The sequence below is a fragment of the Paludisphaera mucosa genome, from assembly GCF_029589435.1.
Taxonomy (GTDB): Bacteria; Planctomycetota; Planctomycetia; order Isosphaerales; family Isosphaeraceae; genus Paludisphaera; species Paludisphaera mucosa.
This window is the reverse complement of sequence record NZ_JARRAG010000001.1, coordinates 1,788,548-1,810,806: the sequence shown is the minus strand read 5'-3', so window position 1 is coordinate 1,810,806 and position 22,259 is coordinate 1,788,548. Positions and strand designations below refer to the sequence as shown.

The 22,259-nt window shown below is 68.8% G+C and carries 13 protein-coding genes; 7 read left to right on the top strand and 6 right to left on the bottom strand.

Features of this window, described 5'->3' with window-relative positions; genetic code table 11:
* Positions 1–4: 4 nt before the first annotated feature.
* Positions 5–550 carry a hypothetical protein gene (locus PZE19_RS07360; RefSeq protein WP_277859930.1) on the bottom strand — a complete coding sequence of 182 codons (546 nt, stop codon included), beginning with the start codon at positions 548–550 and terminating at the stop codon, positions 5–7.
* Positions 551–1,190: 640 nt separating this feature from the next.
* On the opposite strand from PZE19_RS07360, the gene PZE19_RS07355 reads away from it, so the two are divergent.
* From PZE19_RS07355 to PZE19_RS07340, 4 genes are all read left to right on the top strand, one after another.
* Positions 1,191–1,403: a hypothetical protein gene (locus PZE19_RS07355; protein WP_277859929.1), complete on the top strand. Its 213-nt coding sequence runs from the start codon at positions 1,191–1,193 to the stop codon at positions 1,401–1,403.
* A 204-nt stretch (positions 1,404–1,607) separates the two neighbouring features.
* On the top strand, positions 1,608–2,777 hold the full coding sequence (locus PZE19_RS07350; RefSeq protein WP_277859928.1) for a DUF1559 family PulG-like putative transporter: 1,170 nt from the start codon (positions 1,608–1,610) through the stop codon (positions 2,775–2,777).
* A gap of 249 nt (positions 2,778–3,026) precedes the next feature.
* Positions 3,027–6,188, top strand: a complete 3,162-nt coding sequence (locus PZE19_RS07345) for a DUF1553 domain-containing protein (RefSeq protein ID WP_277859927.1) — start codon at positions 3,027–3,029, stop codon at positions 6,186–6,188.
* 13 nt (positions 6,189–6,201) lie between these two features.
* Positions 6,202–7,674: a DUF1501 domain-containing protein gene (locus PZE19_RS07340; protein ID WP_277859926.1), complete on the top strand. Its 1,473-nt coding sequence runs from the start codon at positions 6,202–6,204 to the stop codon at positions 7,672–7,674.
* Between the two features lie 8 nt (positions 7,675–7,682).
* Here the strand turns inward: PZE19_RS07340 and PZE19_RS07335 are convergent, their stop codons facing one another.
* Positions 7,683–8,279, bottom strand: coding sequence for a hypothetical protein (locus tag PZE19_RS07335; protein ID WP_277859925.1), 597 nt, complete (start codon positions 8,277–8,279; stop codon positions 7,683–7,685).
* 259 nt (positions 8,280–8,538) lie between these two features.
* Between PZE19_RS07335 and PZE19_RS07330 the strand changes: the two genes are divergently transcribed.
* Both PZE19_RS07330 and PZE19_RS07325 read left to right on the top strand, forming a co-directional pair.
* Entirely contained in the window at positions 8,539–9,513 is a 975-nt protein-coding gene (locus PZE19_RS07330; RefSeq protein ID WP_277859924.1) for an MBL fold metallo-hydrolase, read from the top strand.
* Positions 9,514–9,523: 10 nt separating this feature from the next.
* A complete protein-coding gene (locus tag PZE19_RS07325) occupies positions 9,524–10,312 on the top strand; it encodes an SDR family NAD(P)-dependent oxidoreductase (RefSeq protein WP_277859923.1) in 789 nt (262 codons plus the stop codon).
* On the opposite strand, the gene PZE19_RS07320 is transcribed toward PZE19_RS07325, so the two are convergent.
* Positions 10,313–10,930, bottom strand: coding sequence for a hypothetical protein (locus PZE19_RS07320; protein WP_277859922.1), 618 nt, complete (start codon positions 10,928–10,930; stop codon positions 10,313–10,315).
* A gap of 472 nt (positions 10,931–11,402) precedes the next feature.
* Here PZE19_RS07320 and treS point away from each other — a divergent pair, with 472 nt between their 5' ends.
* Positions 11,403–14,771 carry a maltose alpha-D-glucosyltransferase gene (gene treS, locus PZE19_RS07315; protein WP_277859921.1) on the top strand — a complete coding sequence of 1,123 codons (3,369 nt, stop codon included), beginning with the start codon at positions 11,403–11,405 and terminating at the stop codon, positions 14,769–14,771.
* Between the two features lie 7 nt (positions 14,772–14,778).
* Here the strand turns inward: treS and PZE19_RS07310 are convergent, their stop codons facing one another.
* The 3 genes from PZE19_RS07310 to clpB form a co-directional block, all read right to left on the bottom strand.
* A complete protein-coding gene (locus PZE19_RS07310; protein WP_277859920.1) occupies positions 14,779–16,248 on the bottom strand; it encodes a DUF1501 domain-containing protein in 1,470 nt (489 codons plus the stop codon).
* 3 nt (positions 16,249–16,251) lie between these two features.
* Positions 16,252–19,332 carry a PSD1 and planctomycete cytochrome C domain-containing protein gene (locus tag PZE19_RS07305; protein WP_303652536.1) on the bottom strand — a complete coding sequence of 1,027 codons (3,081 nt, stop codon included), beginning with the start codon at positions 19,330–19,332 and terminating at the stop codon, positions 16,252–16,254.
* Between the two features lie 241 nt (positions 19,333–19,573).
* Positions 19,574–22,210, bottom strand: a complete 2,637-nt coding sequence (gene clpB / locus PZE19_RS07300; RefSeq protein ID WP_277859918.1) for an ATP-dependent chaperone ClpB — start codon at positions 22,208–22,210, stop codon at positions 19,574–19,576.
* Between the last annotated feature and the right edge of the window lie 49 nt (positions 22,211–22,259).

The following is a 22,259-nucleotide window of genomic DNA, read 5'->3' as shown; positions in this document are numbered from 1 at the left end:
GCGACTAGGACTCGCGAGCCGGCGGGAAGTCCTCGTCGGACTCGGGCTCGATCCGGGCTGCCGCCGCGATCTGCTCTTCGATCCAGGCCGTCGGCTCGCGGGCGGGGTCGGCCGGCGAGGGGCGCGACCACCCCTCGGCCCGGATCGCCTTCGCCGCCAGCGCGAGCCAGCGGGCCAGCCAGGCCGCGACCTGGGGAGGGGTCGCCCGGCCCGGCTCCGCGAGGGACGCCCCCAGCTCGCGGGCGACCGCCGCGACCTCGGGGCGTCCCTCGGCGTCGAGGAGCAGGACCAACGGCGACGACCCTCGCGCCAGCACCGCCGCCAGATCCCGCAGCGCCGGGATCGGGTCGGGTCCGGCCTCGATCACGATGATAGGCGTCGTCGCGGCCGAGATCGCGGCGAGCAGGTCGGCCGTCGACCGGGTCTCGAACCAGCGGACGGGCTCGCGCTGGAACCGGGGCCGAAGCTGACGCGCCCACGCGCCCGAACGCTCATGCAGGACGACGACCGGAGGGGGTTCGAGGTCGCGAATCGTCGGCGTTCGGGACATCACCGGTCTCCTGCTCTGCACGACGCTCGACCTCCGACCTGACGCGCCGGCCCCTGACGAAACGCTCGGCACGGCGTCGAAGACGCGACGGCACGACCACCATCGATCAAGATCGGTCGAGTGGAAACATTCGCTAACATATTGCGCGCACTCTTGCTTGGTGGCGACGTGGTCGCGGGATTTTCCGTTCGTGAGGGCCGACGGCGGGTTATTCGACGCTATACGACAAATGGCGGAGGCGCGGCCCGTTGGCGCCGTCCTGCGAGTCTCAAATCTGTTTATCATGATCGCGTGCGAGACGCTTGCGAGTCTTAATATCCTAATTCACTAGGATGTTAGAGAAGCCTGGTGGAATGGGTTGAAAAACCTCTGCCAGCTTGACTCGGGCGCGCTTGAACTGTATTTCATGAACAATGAGGGCTGAATCCGAAGTCATTCGGCCCTCGGCATCGTGCTGAGTTGCGATCCTCGATCCGATGGCGACTGCTTTTCCGATCTGGTCTCCCTGGGATGTTTGAGGATCGCCGTCGAGGCTTTCGGCTCGGGTGAGAGGCTAGGGGGCGACGCGGGCCTCGAGCGGCGTGTCGATGCGCCGCCGGCTTCGAGCGCCGGGCTGATTCAAGCAAAAGGAAATGCTCCCATGACGCGCCTTCGTACTTCCCTGATCTGCGGCTCGGCCCTGGTCCTCGGCTCCCTCGCGGGCTGCACGAAGGAAGAACCGGTCCAGCCGCCGCCGGCCCCCGCCCCCGCGGCCGCCGAGCCCGCCAAGGACGCCGCCCCGGCCCGCGGCTCGTCGAAGGTCGACGCCGCCGCCTCTTCGAGCGGCGCCAAGGACTCCACGGTCAAGCCCTGACACCGAGGCCGGCAGGATCGAGACCCCGCTCGGTCGCGGGCTCTCGAACCGGGCTCGACCCGAAGACCGCTCGGCTGATCCCGAGCGATCCGGCCGCGGAGCGCCGATCCCCTGCTTCGCCCTGGCGGGGAACCGCCCGCCGCACGATCCGGTGCGGCCGAGTGCAGCCTTCATTACCTCTGCCATTCTTGTGAGGATCTCTTGATGCACGACGTCTCTCTCTGTCGCCGCAGCTCACGCCGGGTCGGCTTCACGCTGATCGAGCTGCTGGTCGTGATCGCCATCATCGCCGTCCTGATCGCCCTCCTCCTCCCGGCCGTCCAGTCGGCCCGCGAAGCGGCCCGCCGCTCGCAGTGCGTCAACAACCTGAAGCAGCTCGCCCTCTCGCTGCACAACTATGAGTCGGCCGCTGGGTCCTTCCCGCTGGGCGGCAATTCGGGCCCGGCCAGCGCGGGCGGGTATTGCAACCCCGTCACGCACGACGGCTGCGTCGACTGGGGCGCGTGGAGCGCCCAGTCCATGCTCCTGCCCTACATCGAGCAGCGCAACATCTACAACGCGCTGAACTTCATGACGAACGCCCGCGGCGACGGCAACCGCGAGGTCGCCAACTCGACCGGCATGATGGCGATCATCTCGTCGTTCCTCTGCCCCTCGTCGTCGCCGCCGCCGCGGATCACCCAGAACCGCTGGGATTCGAACGGCATCGCCATGGGCTTCTTCCCCGGCAACAGCTACTTCGCCAACGCCGGCTCGACGATCATGTGGCTCGGCTGGCCGATCAACAACCCCAACGGCATCTTCAACGTCGGCGGCTCGTCGTTCGGCATCCGCGACATCACCGACGGCACGTCGAACACCATCGCCTTCGGCGAGTGGCGGATCGGCGACTTCAACGACCAGCAGAACAACATCTCCGACATCGCCGGCATCCAGTGGAACTCCGCGGGATGGCCCGGCGTGCCCAACCGCAACATGGACGCCCCCCTGGCCAACATGCCGGGCGGCGGCGGCTATCTGACGACGGCCCTCCAGGCCTGCGCCCAGTCCTGGCAGTCGCGCACGGGCAGCTACGGCACCAACGGCCAGCGCAGCTGGAACGGCCGCCTGTGGCACATCGGCAACTACGGGCACGCCCTCGGCAACACGCTCGTGCCGCCGAACTCGACGTACCCTTACTGCCAGTTCTGGGACACCAACTCCGACTTCGACTCGGCCGGGATCGTCGGCCTGGCGAGCTACCACCCCGGCGGCGCCAACGCGGCCTTCGCCGACGGCTCGGTCCGCTTCCTGAAGAACAGCGTGGCCTGGCCCGTCCTCTGGGGCCTCGGCTCGCGGGCCCAGGGCGAGACCCTGAGCTCCGACTCCTACTGAGCCGTCGACCGACGCGCTCCCCCGTCGACTTCCCCTCCGACCCGCCCCCGCCGCCGCGTGGGGGCGGGTCGTTCTATTGAGGGCGACCCGCTCCTTTACCCCGGCTCTCGCCCCCTGCTACACTGAGCGTGGGTCACCGACCCGACGAAACGGCCTCCGCAGGCCGCACCCGGTCGGGTCCCGCTTCCGAGGCATCCGCTGATGGCTGGACGAGGTTGTCCCCGGATCCGATGGACGGCGACGTGCTCCTTGATCCTCTCCGCGTGGGCCGCCGCCAGGGCCGACGATCCGCCCCCCAAGCCGGGGGCCGACGAGCGGGTCGACTTCAACCGCCAGGTCCGCGCGGTCCTCTCGGACAAGTGCTTCCACTGCCACGGGCCCGACCCGAAGAACCGCAAGGCCGGCCTGCGGCTGGACACCAAGGAAGGTGCCTTCGGCGAGACCAAGACGGGCCTGCGCGCGGTCGTGCCCGGCGACGTCGACGCCAGCGAGCTGGTCGCGCGGATCACCAGCGACGACGAGGGCGAGCGGATGCCTCCCAAGTCGCTGGGACGCGAACTGACCCCGCACGAAACCGACTTGCTCCGTCGCTGGGTCGAGCAAGGGGCCGAGTGGAAGGATCACTGGGCCTTCATCCCCCCCGAGCGGCCCACGCTCCCAGACGTCGCCCGCAAGGACTGGCCCGAGAACCCCATCGACCGCCTCGTCCTGGCCCGCCTGGAGTCCGAAGGCCTCGCCCCCTCGCCCGAGGCCCCGCGCGAGCGCCTGATCCGCCGCGTGACGTTCGACCTGACGGGTCTGCCCCCGACGCTCGACGAGATCGACGCCTTCCTGGCCGACTCACGCCCCGGCGCCTATTCGCGGGTGGTCGATCGCCTGCTGGCCTCGCCGCGATTCGGCGAGCGCATGGCCGTCGACTGGCTCGACGTCGCCCGCTACGCCGACACCTTCGGCTACCAGGCCGACGTCTACCGCGCCATGTGGCCCTGGCGCGACTGGGTCGTCCGCGCGTTCAACACGAACCTGCCGTACAACCAGTTCATCGAGTGGCAGCTCGCCGGCGACCTGATGCCCGAGCCCTCGCGCGACATGGTGCTGGCGACGGCCTTCAACCGCAACCACCGCCAGACCAACGAGGGCGGGTCGATCGAGGCCGAGTGGCGGACCGAGTACGTCGCCGACCGCACGATCACCTACAGCGCGGCGTTCCTGGGCCTGACCTTCGAATGCGCCCGCTGCCATTCGCACAAGTACGACCCGATCACGCAGAAGGACTTCTACTCGCTGTTCAGCTTCTTCAACAGCATCGACGAATCGGGCCTCTACTCGCACTTCACCGACGCCGTACCGACCCCCACCCTCTGGCTGACCGACGTGGAACGCGAGAAGGCGCTGGCGGAGGCCTCAAGCCGCGTGACGGCGGCCGAGGCGCAGGCGGCCGGGCTCGCCGAGTCGCGACGGCCGGCCTTCGAGAGCTGGCTGAATTCCCTCGATCGAGCCAACCCGAAGCCGGCCGTTTTGAGCGGGCGGATCGGCGACTTCCCGCTCGACGCCGTCGACGCGGGGGGCGCGACGGCGAACCGCGTCGACCCGGCCAAGCCCGGCAAGGCGATCGAGGGCCCGAAGGTCGTCGAGGGTCGCGTCGGCAAGGCCCTGAAGTTCGACGGCGAGAACAGCGTCAGCCTGCCGCTGGGCAACTTCGACCGCTTCCAGCCGTTCTCGCTGGCCTTCTGGATGAAGACTCCCGACGTCAAAGAGCGGGCCGTCGTGCTCAGGCGCTCGCCGGCCTGGACCGACGCCGGCAGCCGCGGCTACCAGATCCTGATCGAGGACGGCCGACTCACCGCCGCGCTCGTCCACTTCTGGCCCGGCAACGCGATCGGCGTCGCCGCCCACGACCCCTTGCCCGTCAACCAGTGGGTTCACGTCGTGATGACGTACGACGGGTCGAGCCGGGCGGCGGGGCTGCGACTCTTCGTCGACGGCCGGCCCGCGGCGGTCGACGTCGTCCGCGACAAGCTGACGAAGACCATCGCCGGCGGCGGCTCGGACGAGCTGACCATCGGCCAGCGCTTCCGCGACCGCGGCTTCAAGGACGGCGAGGTCGACGAGTTGCAAGTCTTCGACCGCTCGCTCGCCCCGATCGAGGCCGCCCAGCTCCACGACGGCAAGACTCTCGACGACCGCCTGGCGGCCGCCCCGGCGTCGCTGCATCCCGAGGATCGCGAGCGGCTCTTCGCGTACTACCTCGCGAACGTCGACCCCGAGGCGAAGACCGCGTACGCGAGCCTGATCGAGGCGCGCACGGCGCGCGACCGGCTCGCCGACCCGATCGTCGAGATCATGGCCATGAAGGAGATGGCCGAGCCCCGGCCGACCTTCGTCCTGAACCGCGGCGCATACGACGCCCCTGGAGAGCGAGTCTCGCCCGACACGCCGAAGAGCCTCCTCCCCTTCTCCGCCGACCTGCCCCGGAATCGCCTCGGCCTGGCCCGCTGGACGACCGATCCCAAGAATCCGCTGACGGCCCGCGTCACGGTCAACCGCTGGTGGCAGTCGATCTTCGGCCGCGGCCTGGTGTCCACCCCCGAGGACTTCGGGGCCCAGGGCCAGTTGCCCTCGCATCCGCCGCTCCTCGACTGGCTGGCCCGGGAACTCGTCGATTCGGGCTGGAACGTCAAGCACGTCCTGCGGACGATCGTGACCTCGGCGACCTACCGGCAAGCGTCCGACGCCTCGCCGGAGATGCAGGCTCGCGACCCGGACGACGTCCTGCTGGCGCGCGGACCGCGCGATCGGCTGTCGGCCGAGATGATCCGCGACGACGCCCTCGCGGCCGGCGGCCTGCTCGTCGGCGTGATGGGCGGCCCGGCGGTCAAGCCCTTCCAGCCGGCCGGGCTGTGGGAAGAGAAGTCCAACCTGCCGTTCGTCCGCGACGTGGGGCCGGGCAGCCACCGCCGCAGCCTGTACACCTACTGGAAACGGACGTCGCCCCCGCCCGCGATGCTGACCTTCGACGCCGCCAACCGCGAGGTCTGCGCCGTCAAGCGCCAGCCCACGGCGACGCCGCTCCAGGCGCTCGTGCTCCTCAACGACCCCCAGTTCGTCGAGGCCGCCCGCGCCCTGGCCGAGCGGTCGCTTCGCGAGGGCGGCGCGACGACCCGCGAACGCGTCGCGTTCGTCTTCCGCGTCCTGACCGGCCGCCGGCCCGACGAGGCCGAGACGTCGATCCTCGAAGCCCTCTACCGCGAGCAGTACGACGAGTTCGCCTCCGGCCGGGCCGACGCCGACAAGCTGCTGGCCGTCGGCGACGCCCCGCGCGACCTGGCGCTCGACGCCCACGCCTGCGCCGCGATGACCGTCGTGGCCCAGGCGATGCTCAACTACGACGAAACCGTGATGAAGCGCTGAAGGGAGCCGACGCATGATGGGCGACTTTCGCGAACACCTGCACGACCCTCGCTTGATGGGCACGCGCCGCCATTTCTTCTCGCGGACCAGCCTGGGACTGGGCGGCGCGGCGCTGGCGTCGCTCCTGGGTGGCGCGGCCGACCCCTCGCCGACCGGCTCGCCCGACGCCGCGCGGGGCTCGCTGGGCGGCCCCCATTTCGCCCCCAAGGCGAAGCGGGTGATCTACCTGTTCATGAGCGGCGGGCCCTCGCAGCTCGACCTGTACGACTACAAACCACTGCTCAACCGGATGAACGGGAAGGACCTCCCCGATTCGGTCCGCCAGGGCCAGCGGCTGACGGGGATGTCGTCGAACCAGGCGGCGCTGCCGCTGGCGGGCTCGCTCTTCGGGTTCTCGCGCCAGGGCGAGTCGGGCGCCTGGATGAGCGAGCTGCTGCCGCACACGGCGAAGGTCGCCGACGACATCTGCCTCCTCCGCTCGCTCTACACCGAGGCGATCAACCACGACCCCGCCATCACGTTCTTCCAGACCGGCTCGCAGATCGCCGGCCGGCCCTCGATCGGGGCCTGGCTGAGCTACGGGCTGGGATCGATGAATGAGAACCTGCCCACGTTCACCGTCCTGATCAGCCGCCGCCCGGTCGACCAACCGCTTTATTCGCGACTCTGGGGCAACGGCTTCCTGCCGTCGATCCACCAGGGGGTGCAGTTCCGCTCCGGGGCCGAGCCGGTGCTCTACCTGGAGAACCCGCCGGGCGAGACCGTCGCCGGCCGCCGCAAGATGCTCGACCGCCTCGCCGAGCTGCACCAGAAGGAGCACGACGCGAACCTCGACCCCGCGGTCTCCGCGCGGATCGCCCAGTACGAGATGGCCTACCGGATGCAGACCTCGGTCCCCGAGGCGGCCGGGGTCGCCGGCGAGCCGGAACACATCTACGACCTTTACGGGCCCGACTCGCGCAAGCCTGGGAGCTTCGCCGCCAACTGCCTGCTCGCCCGCCGCCTGGCCGAACGCGGGGTCCGGTTCATCCAGCTCTACCACCCCGGCTGGGACCACCACGGCGGACTCCCCGCCGGCATACGCCAGCTCACGAAGGAGACCGACCAGGGCTGCGGCGCCCTGATCCGCGACCTGAAACAGCGCGGGATGCTCGACGACACCCTGGTCCTCTGGGGCGGCGAATTCGGCCGCACCAATTACAGCCAGGGCAAGCTGACGGCGACCGACTACGGCCGCGACCACCACCCCCGCTGCTTCACCGCCTGGGCGGCGGGCGGCGGCGTCAAGCCCGGCATGACGTTCGGCGAGACCGACGAGTTCGGCTACAACGTCGTGAAGGACCCCGTCCACGTCCACGACTTCCACGCCACGATCCTCGCCCTGCTCGGCATCGACCACGAGCGGCTGACGTTCAAGTACCAGGGCCGCTACTTCCGCCTGACCGACGTGTCGGGGAACGTCGTGAAGCCCATCATGACGGCCTGATCGGCCGCTCAGCCCGTGGCGTACCAGAGGTCGAGCCCGGCGTCGATGATCTCGTCGATCCAGCCGCAGAACTCCGCCGCGAACTCGGAAGCCTCGTGCTTCGGCCCGGCGCGAAAGGCGATTTGGTCGCGGAGGTCGACCAGCCCAGGGCGGAAGAAACGCAGCTTCGCCAGCCCGATCGCCGCGTAGACCTCACCGTCCTCCGGCAGGTTCTGGCCGAAGATCGGCAGGCCCTCGACCAGCCCGCGGACGAACGCCCGCGTTTCGGGGCTTCCATGTTTCCGGGCGTAACGCCGAAAACCCACTTCCATGGCGTCCGCGCCGTAAGAGCTCGCCTCGGTCCAGAGCAACTCCTGCTCGTCGCCCGTCAGGGCGCTCGCGACTTTGTAATGAAGCTGGCTCTCAGTCTCCAGGCCCGGAAACGGCACGCCCTTCATGATGGCGGTCTCAAGGATTCGCCGGGCCTCGTCGTGGAATGCGAATGAATCGCCCAGATCGCTCGCGAGCCCCCGGAAAACGCGGTCGACGGCCTGGAGATCGCCGGAGCCGAACAGGCTCCGCATCTTCGCCATCGAGAACCCGCACATGTTCAACCTGCGCGACACGCCGCATCTCCCATTCGGCCGCGATCCCAAATCGAGAGTGCGTCGTTGCCACGGCCCCGGCCGGGGAAGACTTCGACGCTCTCGATGGAGCGGCGGGAGATCCGTCGGCGCATCTTCGTTGGTCGGCTCGGCCACGGGGGTGGCGCCTCCGCCCGTCTGCTCCACCGCAAGTTACCTACTGGATTCTCGGGCGACAAGCCCCTACATTTCGCTGTCGGCCCGTTACCGAGCCCCTTCCTCGGCTTCAGGAAGATGGACCATGCGAAGGAGAAACGCGCTCGCCCTGGGACTCGCCGCTTATGCCTCCGGCAGCTTCCGCGGAGCCCAGGCCGATGATCCGCCGCAGGATTCGGACCCGCGCTCGGGCGTGCTGAAGGGGGCCAAGATCTTCGACGTGCCGGTGAAGACGATTTCGCTGGGCGAGAACCTCGCCCTGCTGAGCGGACCGGGCGGGAACATGTTGCTGCTCACCGGCCGGGACGGCCCCCTTCTGATCGACTGCGGGATCTCCGCGAAGGCGGAGGAAGTCCGCGCCGCGGCCGAGAAATTCGCGGGCGGGCCGATCGCTTTCGTCATCAACACGCACTGGCACCCCGACCACTCGGGCGGGAACGCGACGTTCCTCAAGCGCGGCGCGAAGATCCTCTCGACGGCCGCCACCAAGCGGCGGCTCGGCGCCGAGCAGGTGAACGAGGTCTTCAAGATCACCTTCCCCGCCCAGCCCCCCGAGGCCCTGCCCAGCCTTACGCTCGCGGCCGCCGAACTCCTCCACGACGGGGAGACCGTCCAGCTCGAATCGGTCCCGCCAGCCCACACCGACGGCGACCTGTTCGTCCACTTGCGCGAGGCCGACCTCATCCATTGCGGCGACCTCGTCAACAACGGCTTCTACCCCGCCATCGACTCGTCGAGCCGGGGCTGGATCGGCGGCATGATCGCCGGGGCGGGGCGGATCCTCGAGGTGGCCGGCCCCCGGACGCGCATCATCCCCGGCCACGGCCCCTTGGCCGCGGTCGACGACCTCCGCGCCTATCGCGCGATGCTCGTCGCCGTCTACGACCGGGTCGCGCCGATGGTCGATGCGGGCAAGACCGTCGACGAGGTGCTGGCCGCACGGCCGACAGGCGAGTTCGACGCCAAGTGGGGCGGCGGCTTCTTCAACGGCGCGATGTTCACGCGACTCGCGTACGTCAGCATCGCCAAGAAACGGGCCGAGCCAGGCGGAAAGGAGTGACGGCGCGATCATGAATCTCCAACTCGAAGGAAAGCTCGCGCTCGTGACGGGGTCGTCGGGCGGGATCGGCCTCGCGATCGCGCGGGCGCTGGCGGCGGAAGGGGCGAGGGTCGTCGTCAACGGCCGATCGGCGGGCACCGTCGAGAAGGCGGTCGACCGAATTCGGTCGGACCTCCCCGACGCCCGGATCGAACCGCTAGTCGCCGACAACGGCACGGCCGAGGGCAGCGCAGCCACGATCCGCGCCTTCCCCGAGGTGGATATCCTGGTCAACAACCTGGGGATCTACGAGGCCGTCGGCTTCCTCGACGAGACCGACGAGGCCTGGCTGCGCCTCTTCGAAGTCAACATCCTCAGCGGCGTCCGGCTCTCGCGGGCTTACCTGCCGCGGATGCTGGAGAAGCAGACCGGGCGGATCGTGTTCGTCTCCAGCGAGTCGGCCGTGAGCCCGGCCCCGGAGATGGCCCACTACAGCGCGACCAAGACGATGCAGCTCTCGCTCTCGCGCAGCCTGGCCGAGCTGACGAAGGGGACGGCCGTCACGGTCAACACCGTCCTGCCCGGCTCGACCAAGACCGAGGGGGTCGACAGGTTCGTCCAGGACCTCTACCCCGGCGCCTCGCCCGAGGAGGCCGAGCGGCGGTTCATGGCCGAGAATCGGCCCACCTCGCTCGTCGCTCGTCTCATCGACCCCTCGGAGATCGCCGACCTCGTGGCCTTCGTGTGCAGCCCTCGCGCCTCGGCCATCAATGGCGCGGCGCTACGGGTCGACGGCGGCCTCGTGAGGAGCATCGTCTGATCACGAGGGCGGCGTCGCCGCTCCCCACATCATCCCGGGCCGAGCCCGCCGCCTGTCTCGTCGCTTCCACACGCTGAAAGCCGCGAGTCCCAGTCCTGCACAGGCGAACTGGACGGATGCGGGAGGTTCCGGCACGGCGGCCACGAACACCTCGACCTCATATCCGCCACCGGTTGCGGGAGAAAGTCCGCCCAGGAAGATCACGGCGACGCCCGGTTGATCGATGGGCGTCGGATTGCCGGCCGGACCGAGAATCCCCTGGTTGCCCGCCTCGGAGATCGCAAAGTCGAGGAAGACCGGCACGCCGTCGGCCACCTGGATGAAAGGGCGCACGGGATAGTCCATATCATCGAGATAGGTGAACGTCTGCCCGAATATCGTGAGCGAGACGGAGAAGCCCGGACTGCCGGGGTAGGCACATGGTTGATCCACGGTGATGACCGAGGTGTCGTAAGAGAAGCTCCCTTCCGCGACCGTCCCGGCGAACGGGCCGTCTTTGACGGTGCCTACGAACGTTGCGGTGATCAGATCGGCTCTGACGGACGCGGATGTCGCGCCTAACGCCGTGAACATGACGGTGAGGCGCACGAGTTCTCGGATGTCCCTTGATTTGAGCATGCCAGGCCCCGTTACGAGTCCTATGACGCCCGTTGAACGACGGCCGGGACCCGGGTCGACCATCGACCGGCGCGTCCATGATCTCGGCGGTCCGCGCTGATCTCAAATTGTCATGAGCCGCATAAGCTTGTCAATGAATATGCGGTCAGTTCGCAAACGTCGAAGAACAACAGTTTCGGCAGTCGCTCTCGCCGATCGCCACGAACCAGGCTCGGATGGATCTCCGGCCGCTGGCGCCGGATCATCGGCGTCCGACTCGGTTCAATCGCCCATAAATACCCACGCCGGTAAGTGGCGTGGCTTCTCCATTTACGAGGAGCTTTACGTCAGCCATCTTTCGGGCCGGTCGCCTCGGCGTTTTCGGCACCCGGATCGAGAGACGAATGGCATCGAATCTGCGTAAGATGGCCGGGATCGTTCAACACGTAGCGGGCAGGCGCATCGAGGCGTTCCCTAACGATGGAGTGAGAACGTGCCCGACGACGACGGTCTTTGGTACAAGGACGCGATCATCTACGAGGCCCACGTGCGGGCGTTCTACGACAGCAACGGCGACGGCATCGGCGATTTCCGAGGCCTCACGATCAAGCTGCCGTACCTGCGCGACCTGGGCGTCACCGCGATCTGGCTGCTGCCGTTCTATCCGTCCCCGCTGCGCGACGACGGCTACGACATCGCCGACTACACGACGGTCAACAAGCAGTACGGCCGGCTCTCCGACTTCCGCGAGTTCCTCGACCGGGCCCACGAGCTGGGCCTGAAGGTCATCACCGAGCTGGTGCTCAACCACACGTCGGACCAGCACCCCTGGTTCCAGCGGGCCCGCAACGCCCCCGCCGGCAGCCCCGAGCGCGACTTCTACGTCTGGAGCGACACGCCCGATCTCTACAGCGAAGCCCGGATCATCTTCAAGGATTTCGAGCTGTCGAACTGGACGTGGGACCCGACCGCCAACGCCTATTACTGGCATCGCTTCTACTCGCACCAGCCCGACCTGAACTACGACAACCCGGCCGTCTGGGAGGCCGTCTTCCCGCTGCTCGACTTCTGGTTCAACATGGGCGTCGACGGCCTGCGGCTCGACGCGATCCCCTATCTGTACGAGCGCCCGGGGACGAACTGCGAGAACCTGCCCGAGACCCACGCGTTCCTCAAGGTCCTGCGCAAGCGGCTCGACGAGAAGTTCCCGTCGCCCCCGCGGATGTTCCTCGCCGAGGCCAACCAGTGGCCCGAGGACGCCGTGGCCTACTTCGGCGACGGCGACGAATGCCACATGGCGTTCCACTTCCCCGTCATGCCCCGCCTCTACATGGCGCTCCACCAGGAGGACCGCTACCCCATCCTCGACATCCTGTCCCAGACGCCGGCGATCCCCGAGAACAGCCAGTGGTGCATGTTCCTGCGGAACCACGACGAGCTGACCCTGGAGATGGTCACCGACGAGGAGCGGGACTCGATGTACCGGGCCTACGCGCACGACCCGGAGGCCCGCATCAACCTGGGCATCCGCCATCGCCTGGCCCCGCTGCTCTACAACGACCGGCGGCGGATCGAGCTGATGACGGGGCTGCTCTTCTCGCTCCCCGGCACGCCGGTGCTGTACTACGGCGACGAGATCGGCATGGGAGACAACATCTACCTGGGCGACCGCAACGGCGTCCGGACGCCCATGCAGTGGTCTCCCGACCGCAATGCGGGGTTCTCGACCTGCAACCCGCAGAAGCTCTATTTCCCGGTCATCATCGACCCCGAGTACCACTACGAGGCGGTCAACGTCGAGAGCCAGCAAGAGAACCCCAGCTCGCTCCTCTGGTGGGTGAAACGCCTGATCGCCCTGCGCAAGCAACACCGGGCCTTCGGCCGAGGCACGATCGATTTCCTGCGCCCCGAGAATGCGCGAATCCTGGCGTTCGTCCGGCGGTTCGACGGCGAATCGATCCTCGTGGTCGCGAACCTCTCGCGCTTCATGCAGTACGTCGACCTGGACCTGCGCGAGTACCAGGGCTATGCGCTCGAAGAATTATCCGGGCATACGTTGATGCCGGTCGTGGAGGATCGGCCGTATCCGCTCACACTGTCGGCGTACGGTTTTTACTGGTTCCTGCTGAAGCCGACCGACGCGGGGTCGAATGCGATCGACGGCGAGCCGTTGCGGATCGCCGACCTGCCCGTGGTTACTGTGACGCACGACTGGCGGACGGAACTGGCGCGGGTCGATTCCGAACGGCTCGACCCCCTGCTCCCCGGCTTCCTTGAGCGGCGGCGTCCGACGGGCGTGCCGCGGGTCGTGGGCGTCGACGTGACGCGATCTTTCGCCGACCCGATGGGCTCGGGCGACGTGCAGTGGCTGGTCGTCCGCGCCGACCTCCAGACGGGAGACGCCGAGGCGAACATCCTGCCTCTGATGCTCATCCCCGAGGAAGACGTGGGCAAGCTTCTGGACGCCGGCGCGGCCACGTTCCTGGCTCGCGCCGTCGGCAAGCAGCAGGGCGTGCTCTGCGACGCCCTCGCGTCCCCCACGTGCGGCGGCGAGCTGGTCCGGGCGATCCAGATGGGGATGTCCGCACCCCTGGCCGACGGCGAGCTGGCGGCCGTCGCGCTCAAAGGGCTCGCGGAGCTGGACCTCGGCGAGGCGCCGCTGGTCCCGACGCAGATCAACCGCAGCGAGCGGTTCAACACGACGCTCGTTTTCGACGAGCGGCTGACGCTCAAGACGTTCCGCTGCGTCGAGGCCGAGGTCAACCCCGACTTCGAGATGCGGTCGTTCGTCTCGGCCCGCCAGGACTCGCTGATCGTCGCGCCCGTGCTGGGCTACCTGGAATACCGCCGCGTCCATGGGGCGCCGGTGACGGTGGCCGTTTTGAATCAGTACATCCCCAACCAGGGGACCGCCTGGGTGCTGACGCTGAACCAGCTCAGCCAGTATTACGAGCGGGTCGCCGCCGGCGTGCACCGGAGGGCCGTCGTCGAGGTCCCGCCGCCGGAGACGACCTCGGACCAGAATTCGCCCGAGGCGTCGGGCGAAGAGACCACCTTCGAGACGATGCTGGCGGGCTTCGACGTGCACGCGCGGAAGCTCGGCGTCCAGACGGCCCGGCTGCACAGGACCCTGGCGTCGGATCGGATCACGGTCGAGTTCCGGCCCGAGCCGTTCGGGCGGCTTTACCAGCGATCGCTCTACCAATCCATGCGCAACCTGACGCATCAGGTGTTCACGCGATTGTCGGCGGTCCTCGCCAAGCTCCCCGAGCCGACGAAGGCCGACGCCGAGCGGCTGCTCGGCCTGCGGGAACCGCTGCTGGCCCGGTTCCAACACGTTTCCTCGCGGAACTACGGCGGCTCGCGGATCCGGATCCACGGCGACTTCGAGCTGGACCAGGTCCTCTACACGGGCTCGGAATTCGTCGTCTACGACTTCGAGGGCGACGCCGACGATTCCTCCGGCGAGCGTCGCGTGAAGCGTTCGCCGCTCCGCGACGTGGCGTCGATGATCCGGTCGTTCGACTACGCCGCATACGGCGTGCTGTTCGACCTGGAGGACAAGCAGACCCGGCCGCCGGGGATGGTCCGCGAGGAGGACCGCGCGGCCCTGGAGCCCTGGGCGAGACGCTGGCAGGAGCGGGTCTCGCAGCAGTTCGTCGACGCCTACCTGGAGGCCGTCGACGTTCCCGGCCTGCTCCCGGAGGGTCGCGAGGACGTTAAGTCGCTGCTGGACGTCTTCCTGCTCGAACGGGTGCTCGACGACGTCGGCCGCGACCTGGCCCGGCGACCCGAGTGGGTCGGCATCCCGATCCGCGCGCTCTTGCGAGGGCTGGAGCCGACCGAGCCGGCGTCGGCCTGACGGACGGTCAGGCGAGGATTTCCTTGACCACGCGCGCCGGGACGACGCCCGTCAGGCGGACGTCGAGTCCCTGGAACTTGTACGAGAGCCGTTCGTGGTCGATCCCGCAGAGGGCGAGGATCGTGGCGTGCAGGTCGCGGACGGGGACGACGTCCTCGACGGCCTTGTAGCCTAGCTCGTCGGTCGCGCCGTAGGTCACGCCCCCCTTGATCCCGCCGCCGGCCATCCAGAGCGAGAAGCCCAGGATGTGGTGATCGCGGCCGGTCCCCTGCCCCATCGGCGTGCGGCCGAACTCGCCCCCCCAGATGACCAGGGTGTCGTCGAGCATACCGCGCTGTTCCAGGTCCTTGACCAGGGCCGCGCAGGGCTGGTCGACCTCGCGCGAGGCCAGCGTCATGCCGCGCGCGATGTCGCCGTGGTGGTCCCAGGCGCGGTGATAGAGCTGGATCATCCGCACCCCGCGCTCGGCGAGGCGGCGGGCCATCAGGCAGTTGGAGGCGAAGCTGCCGTCGCCGGGGTTGGCCACGCCGTACGCGTCGAGCACGGACCGCGGCTCGCTGGCGAAGTCGGTCAGCTCGGGGACGCTCGCCTGCATCCGGAAGGCCAGCTCGTACTGGGCGATCCGCGTCTGGATCTCGGGGTCGAGGCGGTCGGCGGCGAGCGTGGCGTTGAGGCGGTTGATCTCCGCGACCGAGCCGCGCTGGGCGTCCAGGTCGACGCCCGGCGGGTTGCTGATGTAGTGGACGGCGTCGCCCTTGGACTGGAACTGGATCCCCTGGAACTTGCTGGGGAGGAACCCGGCCGACCACTGGCGGGCCGAGACCGGCTGCTGGCCCGTCGCGCCGGCGGAGGTCAGGACGATGAAGCCGGGCAGGTCGTCGGTCTCGGCACCGAGGCCGTAGAGGAGCCACGAGCCCATGCTGGGCCGGCCCTTGATGATCGACCCGCTGTTCATGAAGGCGTGCGCCGGGTCGTGGTTGATCTGCTCGGTCGTCATCGATCGGACGATGGCGATCTTGTCGGCCAGGCTCGCGATGTTCGGGAAGAGGTCGGAGATCTCCTGCCCCGACGCCCCGTGCTTGCGGAAGCCGCAGAACGGGCCGCGCGCGATGAGGGCCTTGTTCTGGAGCTGGGCGAGCTGCTGCCCCCGCGTGAACGACTCGGGGAAGGGCTGGCCGTCGAGCGCCTGGAGCCGGGGCTTGTAATCGAGGCTCTCGAACTGGGAAGGCCCGCCGGCCATGCAGAGGTGGATCACCCGCTTCGCCTTCACCGGCAGGTGCGTCGGCCGGATCACGCCCCGCCAATGATCTTCGGGCCTCCCCGCGTCCGGGTCGCCCGCGCGGGCCCGACGCGCGAACAGCTCGGGGTCGAGCAATCCCGCCAGGGCTAGCGAGCCGATGCCGTAGGCCGAGTTTCGCAGAAAGACGCGTCGCTGGAGGTTCGTCCGCCAGGCTTCGAAGTCGCTTGGGCGATTCATGATTCAGTACCTGGTGATCGTCTCATGGAGGTTCAGCACCACGCGGCAGGTCATCGTCCAGGCCGCGGCCTCGACCGGGTCGATCCCCCGTGGCGCGGGCGCCTGGCCGACTCGCAGCAGCTTCTCGGCCTCGCCGGGATGCTCGCGGAAGGACTTGCGACGCTCTCCGAGGAAGCCGACGAGCGAGGCTCGCTCCTCGGCCTCGACGGGCCGCGCGAGCACGCGTTGATAGAGTCGTTCGATCCGGGCCTCGTCGTCCACCGAACCGTCGCCGCCGAGGAGGCCGGCGGCCAGCACGCGGGCGGCCTCGACGAACGTCGGGTCGTTGAGCAGCGTGAGGGCCTGCTGCGGCGTGTTGGCGACGTTCCGCGCGGGGGTGCATTCCTCGCGGGCGGGCGCGTCGAAGTTCGCGAGCATCGGGTGCAGGAACGTGCGCTGCCAGTGGGCGTACAGGCCGCGACGATACTGGAGGTCGCCGGGGCTGGCGAAGTAGTCGCGGTCGGGGAACTGGATGTTCGCGTAGTAGCCTGCGGGTTGATACGGGAATGCGCTCGGGCCGCCGACGTCCGCGTTCAGCAGCCCGGCGACGGCCAGCGCGTTGTCGCGGACGAACTCCGCCTCCAGCCGACGCGGCGAGAGGAAGGCGATCCAGCGATTGCCCGGGTCGCGGTCCTTCAGCTCGGGCCGGGTCCGCGAATCCTGACGGTAGGCCGACGACGTGACCAGCAACTTGACCATCCGCTTGACGTCCCAGCCCCCCTCGCGGAAGTCGACCGCCAGCCAGTCGATCAGCTCGGAATGGACGGGCCATTCGCCCTGGGCGCCGACGTCCTCCACGACCCCGCTGAGGCCCGCGCCGAAGAGTTGCTTCCAGAGCCGGTTCATGAACACGCGGGCGGTGAGCGGATTCTCGGGCGCGGTGATCCAGCGTGCGAGGTCGAGCCGGGTCAACCGGCGATCGGACGCGATCGACTGGTGCGGCAGGAACCGCGGCACCTCGGGCGCCACGATCTCGCCCGAGCGATTCTGCCAGTCGCCCCGGGGCAAGACGCGCGTCTCCAGGGGAGGCGCGGCGCTCGTCACCATGCTGAACGCCCGGCCGTCGCGGCAGGCGAGGATCTCCTTCGTGATCTCGCGGACCTGGGCCCAGGCTTCGGGGTCGGCCGCCGTGCTCCGCTCGTAAAATCCGCGAAGGGCCTCGACCTGGGCGGGGGTCCGCTCGGCGTCGGCCTCCAAAAGGGCCGCCCGGGTCTCGGAGGCCAGGTCGCCGACGGCCTTGCCGTCCTCGCCGACGCCGAACGGCGTGAACGCGACCCGCAGACGGCCGGCTTGCGGGCTTTTGATCTCGACCGCGAGAGTCTGATCGACCTTCAGCTCGATCGGCGGATCGAGGCACCAGACGGCCGTGTGCGTTTCGGAGACGTGCTCGGCTAAGGTCTTCCAGCCGGCCAGGATGCCGGGCACTTCATCGCCGTTGAAGTAGCGAGGCGTCTTCAAACTGGCGTCCGCCAGGTGGAACCGCAAGGGCTTCGGCTTGCCGTCGCCGGGCTTGACTGTGGCGCTCAGGGCGACGGAGGCGACGTCGGCCCCCTCGCGGGTGATCCGCCCGCCGTGGTGTGCGTCGGGGAGCAGTTCGACGCGGATCCGGGAGACCCATCCCGGCCCGGGCGACTCGAACCGGAAGCCCGCCTCTTTGGCCCTGGGCTTCGCCTTGGGGTCCGCCTTCGCGGGAGCGGTGACGAGCAGGCTGGCGTCGGCGAGCGCCTCGATTTTCTCCCCCTCGTCGCCTACCGGCTTCAGGGGCCGCCAGCCGTTCTCCGACTCCCTCAGGAAGACGCGAGCCCCCTCCATCCAGGCAGCGAATGCGGTGGCCTCGGGCGGCTTGGCCGCGATCTTCCGCAGGCGATCGGCGAGCCGATGCTGACGCTCTTTGAGATACGCGTTCTCGACCTCGACCTCGGGCGGGAACGGGTGGTCGTTGCTCCATCCCTTCAACTCGGGGTTGGGGGTGTAGTCGTAATCGTTGTAGACGCCCCACTGCTTCACGTCGGCGAAGAAGGCCGAGAGCGCGTAGAAATCGCGCTGGGTGAAGGGGTCGTACTTGTGGTCGTGGCATTCCGCACAGCCCAGCGTCGAGCCGAGGAAGGTCAGGCCGACGGTCTTCACGCGGTCGGCGGCGTACTTCGCCAGGTATTCCCCGGGCTGGGCGCCGCCCTCGCGGGTCATCATGTTCAGGCGGTTGAACCCGGTCGCGACGAGTTGCTCGGGCGTCGGATTGGGCAGGAGGTCGCCCGCGAGCTGCTCGGTGGCGAAGACGTCGAACGGCTTGTTGCGGTTGAAGGCGGCGATGACGTAGTCGCGATAGGGGAAGATCCGCTGGCCCTGGTCGCCGTGATAGCCGACGGTGTCGGTGAACCGCGCGAGGTCCAGCCAGGCGACGGCCATGCGCTCGCCGTAATGGGGCGAGTCGAGCAGCCGGTCGACGAGCTTCTCATAGGCCTTCGGGTCGGCGTCCTTCTCGAAGGCGAGAACCTCTTCCGGCGTGGGCGGGAGCCCGATCAGGTCGAGCGAGAGGCGGCGGATGAGCCTCCGCTTCGAGGCCTCGGGCGACGGCTCGACCCCCTTCGCTTCGAGCGAGGCGAGCAGGAAGGCGTCGATGGGGTTGCGGACCCACTCCTTGCGATGGACCTCGGGGAGCGGATGCCGCGTGGGGGCGACGTACGCCCAGTGCGCCTGGTACTCGGCCCCCTGGGCGACCCAATCCTGGAGGATCTTCTTCTGCGCGTCGGAGAGCGTTTTGTGAGCCTCGCGAGGCGGCATGACCTCCTGGTCGTCCGTGCTGAGGATCCGCGAGACCAGCTCGCTGTCCTCGGCCTTGCCCGGCACGATGGCCCCGTCCTTGATCGCGGCCTCGCGATCGTCGAGCCGGAGCTTCGCCTTGCGCTGATTCTTGTCCGGCCCGTGGCAGCTGTAGCAGTTCTCCGAGAGGATCGGGCGGACGTCGCGATTGAACTCGACCCTGGCGTCGGCCGCCAGCGCCGCGGTGGAGAGGCCGGCCGTGGCGGCCAGCAGCGCCACGGTCATCCCCGACAGGTGGCAAGCACGCACGGTCGAGCCCTCCCCGATCGATCGATTTTGGCGCGACGCCCGTCCTCGACGTGGAATCGAGGACGCGGAACGTCGGCCAGACACGCGCCACTATACCCGTCGCGTCGACGTCGAGAAACCACCGGACGGCCGGGCGACGCGCACGAGGTGAATAAGCGGCCGCGAGGCTCCCCTCCCGACCGGCGGGCCGGTCGGGAGGGGAGCCGTCATGGCTCGCTCACGACTTCGTCGGCGTGAAGGTGAACTCTTTCCCGTCCCAGTCGATCGCGACGACGTCGGACGGGCTGACCCGCTGGTCGAGAAGCGCCCTGGCGAGCGGGTTGGCCAGCCGCTGCTGGATCACTCGCTTCAAGGGGCGCGCTCCATAGGTCGGATCGAAGCCCTCCTCGGCGAGCCGATCGCGGGCCGCGTCGGTGATCCGGATCGCCAGGTTGGCCTCGGCGAGCTGGTGCTCCAGCCGCTTGAGCTGGTAGACGACGATCTGCGCCAGCTCCTTGCGGCCGAGCGGGTGGAAGATGATCGTCTCGTCGATCCGGTTGAGGAATTCGGGCAGGAACTCGCGACGGAGGACTTCCTGGACCTGGTTCCGCATCGTCGCCTCGTCGGCCCCCTTCGCGGACAGGTCGGCGATGACGTGGCTGCCCAGGTTCGAGGTCATGATGATGACCGCGTTGCGGAAATCGACCGTGCGGCCCTGGCCGTCGGTCAGGCGGCCGTCGTCGAGCACCTGCAGCAGCACGTTGAAGACGTCGCGATGGGCCTTCTCGACCTCGTCGAGCAGGATCACCGAGTAGGGCCGCCGGCGCACGGCCTCGGTCAGCCGGCCGCCCTCTTCATACCCGACGTAGCCCGGAGGCGCGCCGATGAGCCGGGCGACGTTGTGCCGCTCGCCGTATTCGCTCATGTCGATGCGGACCATGGAGGCCTCGCTGTCGAAGAGGAACTCGGCGAGGGCCTTGGCCAGCTCGGTCTTGCCGACGCCGGTGGGGCCGAGGAACAGGAACGAGCCGATCGGCCGGTTCGGGTCCTGGAGCCCGGCGCGGCTGCGGCGGACGGCGTCGGCCACGGCGCGCACGGCGTCCTCCTGATTCACCATCCTCAGGTGGATCTGGTCCTCCAGCTTCAGCAGCTTCTCGCGCTCGGTGGCGAGCATCCGCGAGACCGGCACGCCGGTCCACTGGCTGACGACTTCGGCGATCTCCTCGGAGTCGACCTCGCGCTTCAGCAGGCGATGGGTCTTCTCCTTCGGCTGCTCTTCGCCGGCGGCCTCGTTCTCGGCGATCCGCTTCTCCAGCGCCTTGCGCTCGGAGTCGAGAGCGGCCAGCTTCTGGAACTGCGACTCGTCGGGCCGATCGCCGTGCTGCTGCTTCTGGCGGATCTCGTCCCAGAGCCGGCCGTAGTCGTTCTTGATCGACTCGAGGTGCTCGCGGACCTTCTGGACGTCGCCCAGCCCGGACTTCTCCATCTCCCACTGGCGACGCAGGTCTTGCAGCTGCTTCTCGACCTGCTCGATGTCGGCCTCGACCTCGGCGAGTCGGTCGAGGGCGTGCTCCTCCTCCTCCTTCGCCAGCATCCGCTGGGCGAGCTGGAGCTGGAGCAGCCGGCGCTGGAGGACGTCGATCTCGGTCGGGACCGATTGCAGCTCCATCGAGAGCCGGCTGGCGGCCTCGTCGACGAGGTCGATGGCCTTGTCGGGGAGGAAGCGGTCGGTGATGTAGCGCGACGCCAGCTTGGCGGCGGAGACGAGGGCCGAGTCCTTGATCTTGACCTTGTGGTGGACCTCGTACTTCTCCTTGATGCCGCGTAGGATGGCGATCGTGTCGTCGATCGAGGGCTCGCCGACGAACACGGGCTGGAACCGCCGTTCAAGGGCCGGATCCTTCTCGATGTGCTCGCGGAACTCGTCGAGCGTCGTGGCCCCGATGCAGCGCAGCTCGCCGCGGGCGAGGGCCGGTTTCAGCAGGTTCGCCGCATCCATCGCGCCGTCGGCCTTGCCCGCGCCGACGACGAGGTGCAGCTCGTCGATGAACAGGATGATGCGGCCCTCGGAATCCGTGACGTCCTTGAGGACCGCCTTCAGCCGCTCCTCGAACTCGCCGCGGTACTTGGCCCCGGCGACGAGGGCGCCCATGTCGAGCGCGATCAGCTTGCGGTTCTGGAGGCTCTCGGGCACGTCGCCCGAGACGATCCGCTGGGCCAGGCCCTCGGCGATCGCCGTCTTGCCGACACCGGGCTCGCCGATCAGGACCGGGTTGTTCTTGGTGCGGCGGCTGAGGACCTGGACGACCCGGCGGATCTCGGCGTCGCGGCCGATGACCGGGTCCATCTTGCCCATGCGCGCGGCCTCGACCAGGTCGCGGCCGTAACGCTCCAGGGCCTGGTATTTGTCGTCGGGGTTCTGGTCCGTCACCGTCTGGCCGCCGCGCACCTTCTGCAGGGCCTTGAGCAACTCGGGGGCCGTGACGCCGAGCGATTCCAGCAGGGCCTGCGTCCGGCTCTTGACCTTGGCCAGGCCCAGCAGCAGGTGCTCGACCGAGACGTACTGGTCCTTCATCCGGTCGGCTTCCGACTGGGCGGCTTCGAGGACCGCCGCGAGGTCGGGGCCGATGGAGACCTCGCCGCCGGTGACGCGGGGGAGCGTCTCGAGCCCCTGCTGGGCCGCCTTCAGGACCTGGGCCGAGTTGATGCCGAGTTGGGTGAAGAGCGCCCGGACGACCTGCTGGTTGGGGTCCAGCAGCGCCGCCAGGAGGTGCATCGGCTCCAGCCGCTGGTGGCTGCGCTCGCTCGCGAGGGCCTGGGCGGCCTGGATCGCCTCCTGGCTCTTGAGCGTGAGCTTGTCGAATCGGAACGCCATGAGGGTCGACCGCCTTTCGGGTTACGCGTCGGGCGGCGGGCCGTCCGCC

Excerpts from the sequence above, each read along its gene's own strand:
- PZE19_RS07340 (WP_277859926.1), top strand. The coding sequence starts at position 6,202 with ATGATGGGCGACTTTCGCGAACACCTGCACGACCCTCGCTTGATGGGC.
- PZE19_RS07360 (WP_277859930.1), bottom strand. The coding sequence starts at position 550 with ATGTCCCGAACGCCGACGATTCGCGACCTCGAACCCCCTCCGGTCGTC.
- clpB (WP_277859918.1), bottom strand. The coding sequence starts at position 22,210 with ATGGCGTTCCGATTCGACAAGCTCACGCTCAAGAGCCAGGAGGCGATC.
- PZE19_RS07355 (WP_277859929.1), top strand. The coding sequence starts at position 1,191 with ATGACGCGCCTTCGTACTTCCCTGATCTGCGGCTCGGCCCTGGTCCTC.
- PZE19_RS07350 (WP_277859928.1), top strand. The coding sequence starts at position 1,608 with ATGCACGACGTCTCTCTCTGTCGCCGCAGCTCACGCCGGGTCGGCTTC.
- PZE19_RS07310 (WP_277859920.1), bottom strand. The coding sequence starts at position 16,248 with ATGAATCGCCCAAGCGACTTCGAAGCCTGGCGGACGAACCTCCAGCGA.
- PZE19_RS07325 (WP_277859923.1), top strand. The coding sequence starts at position 9,524 with ATGAATCTCCAACTCGAAGGAAAGCTCGCGCTCGTGACGGGGTCGTCG.
- PZE19_RS07305 (WP_303652536.1), bottom strand. The coding sequence starts at position 19,332 with ATGACCGTGGCGCTGCTGGCCGCCACGGCCGGCCTCTCCACCGCGGCG.
- PZE19_RS07330 (WP_277859924.1), top strand. The coding sequence starts at position 8,539 with ATGCGAAGGAGAAACGCGCTCGCCCTGGGACTCGCCGCTTATGCCTCC.
- PZE19_RS07320 (WP_277859922.1), bottom strand. The coding sequence starts at position 10,930 with ATGCTCAAATCAAGGGACATCCGAGAACTCGTGCGCCTCACCGTCATG.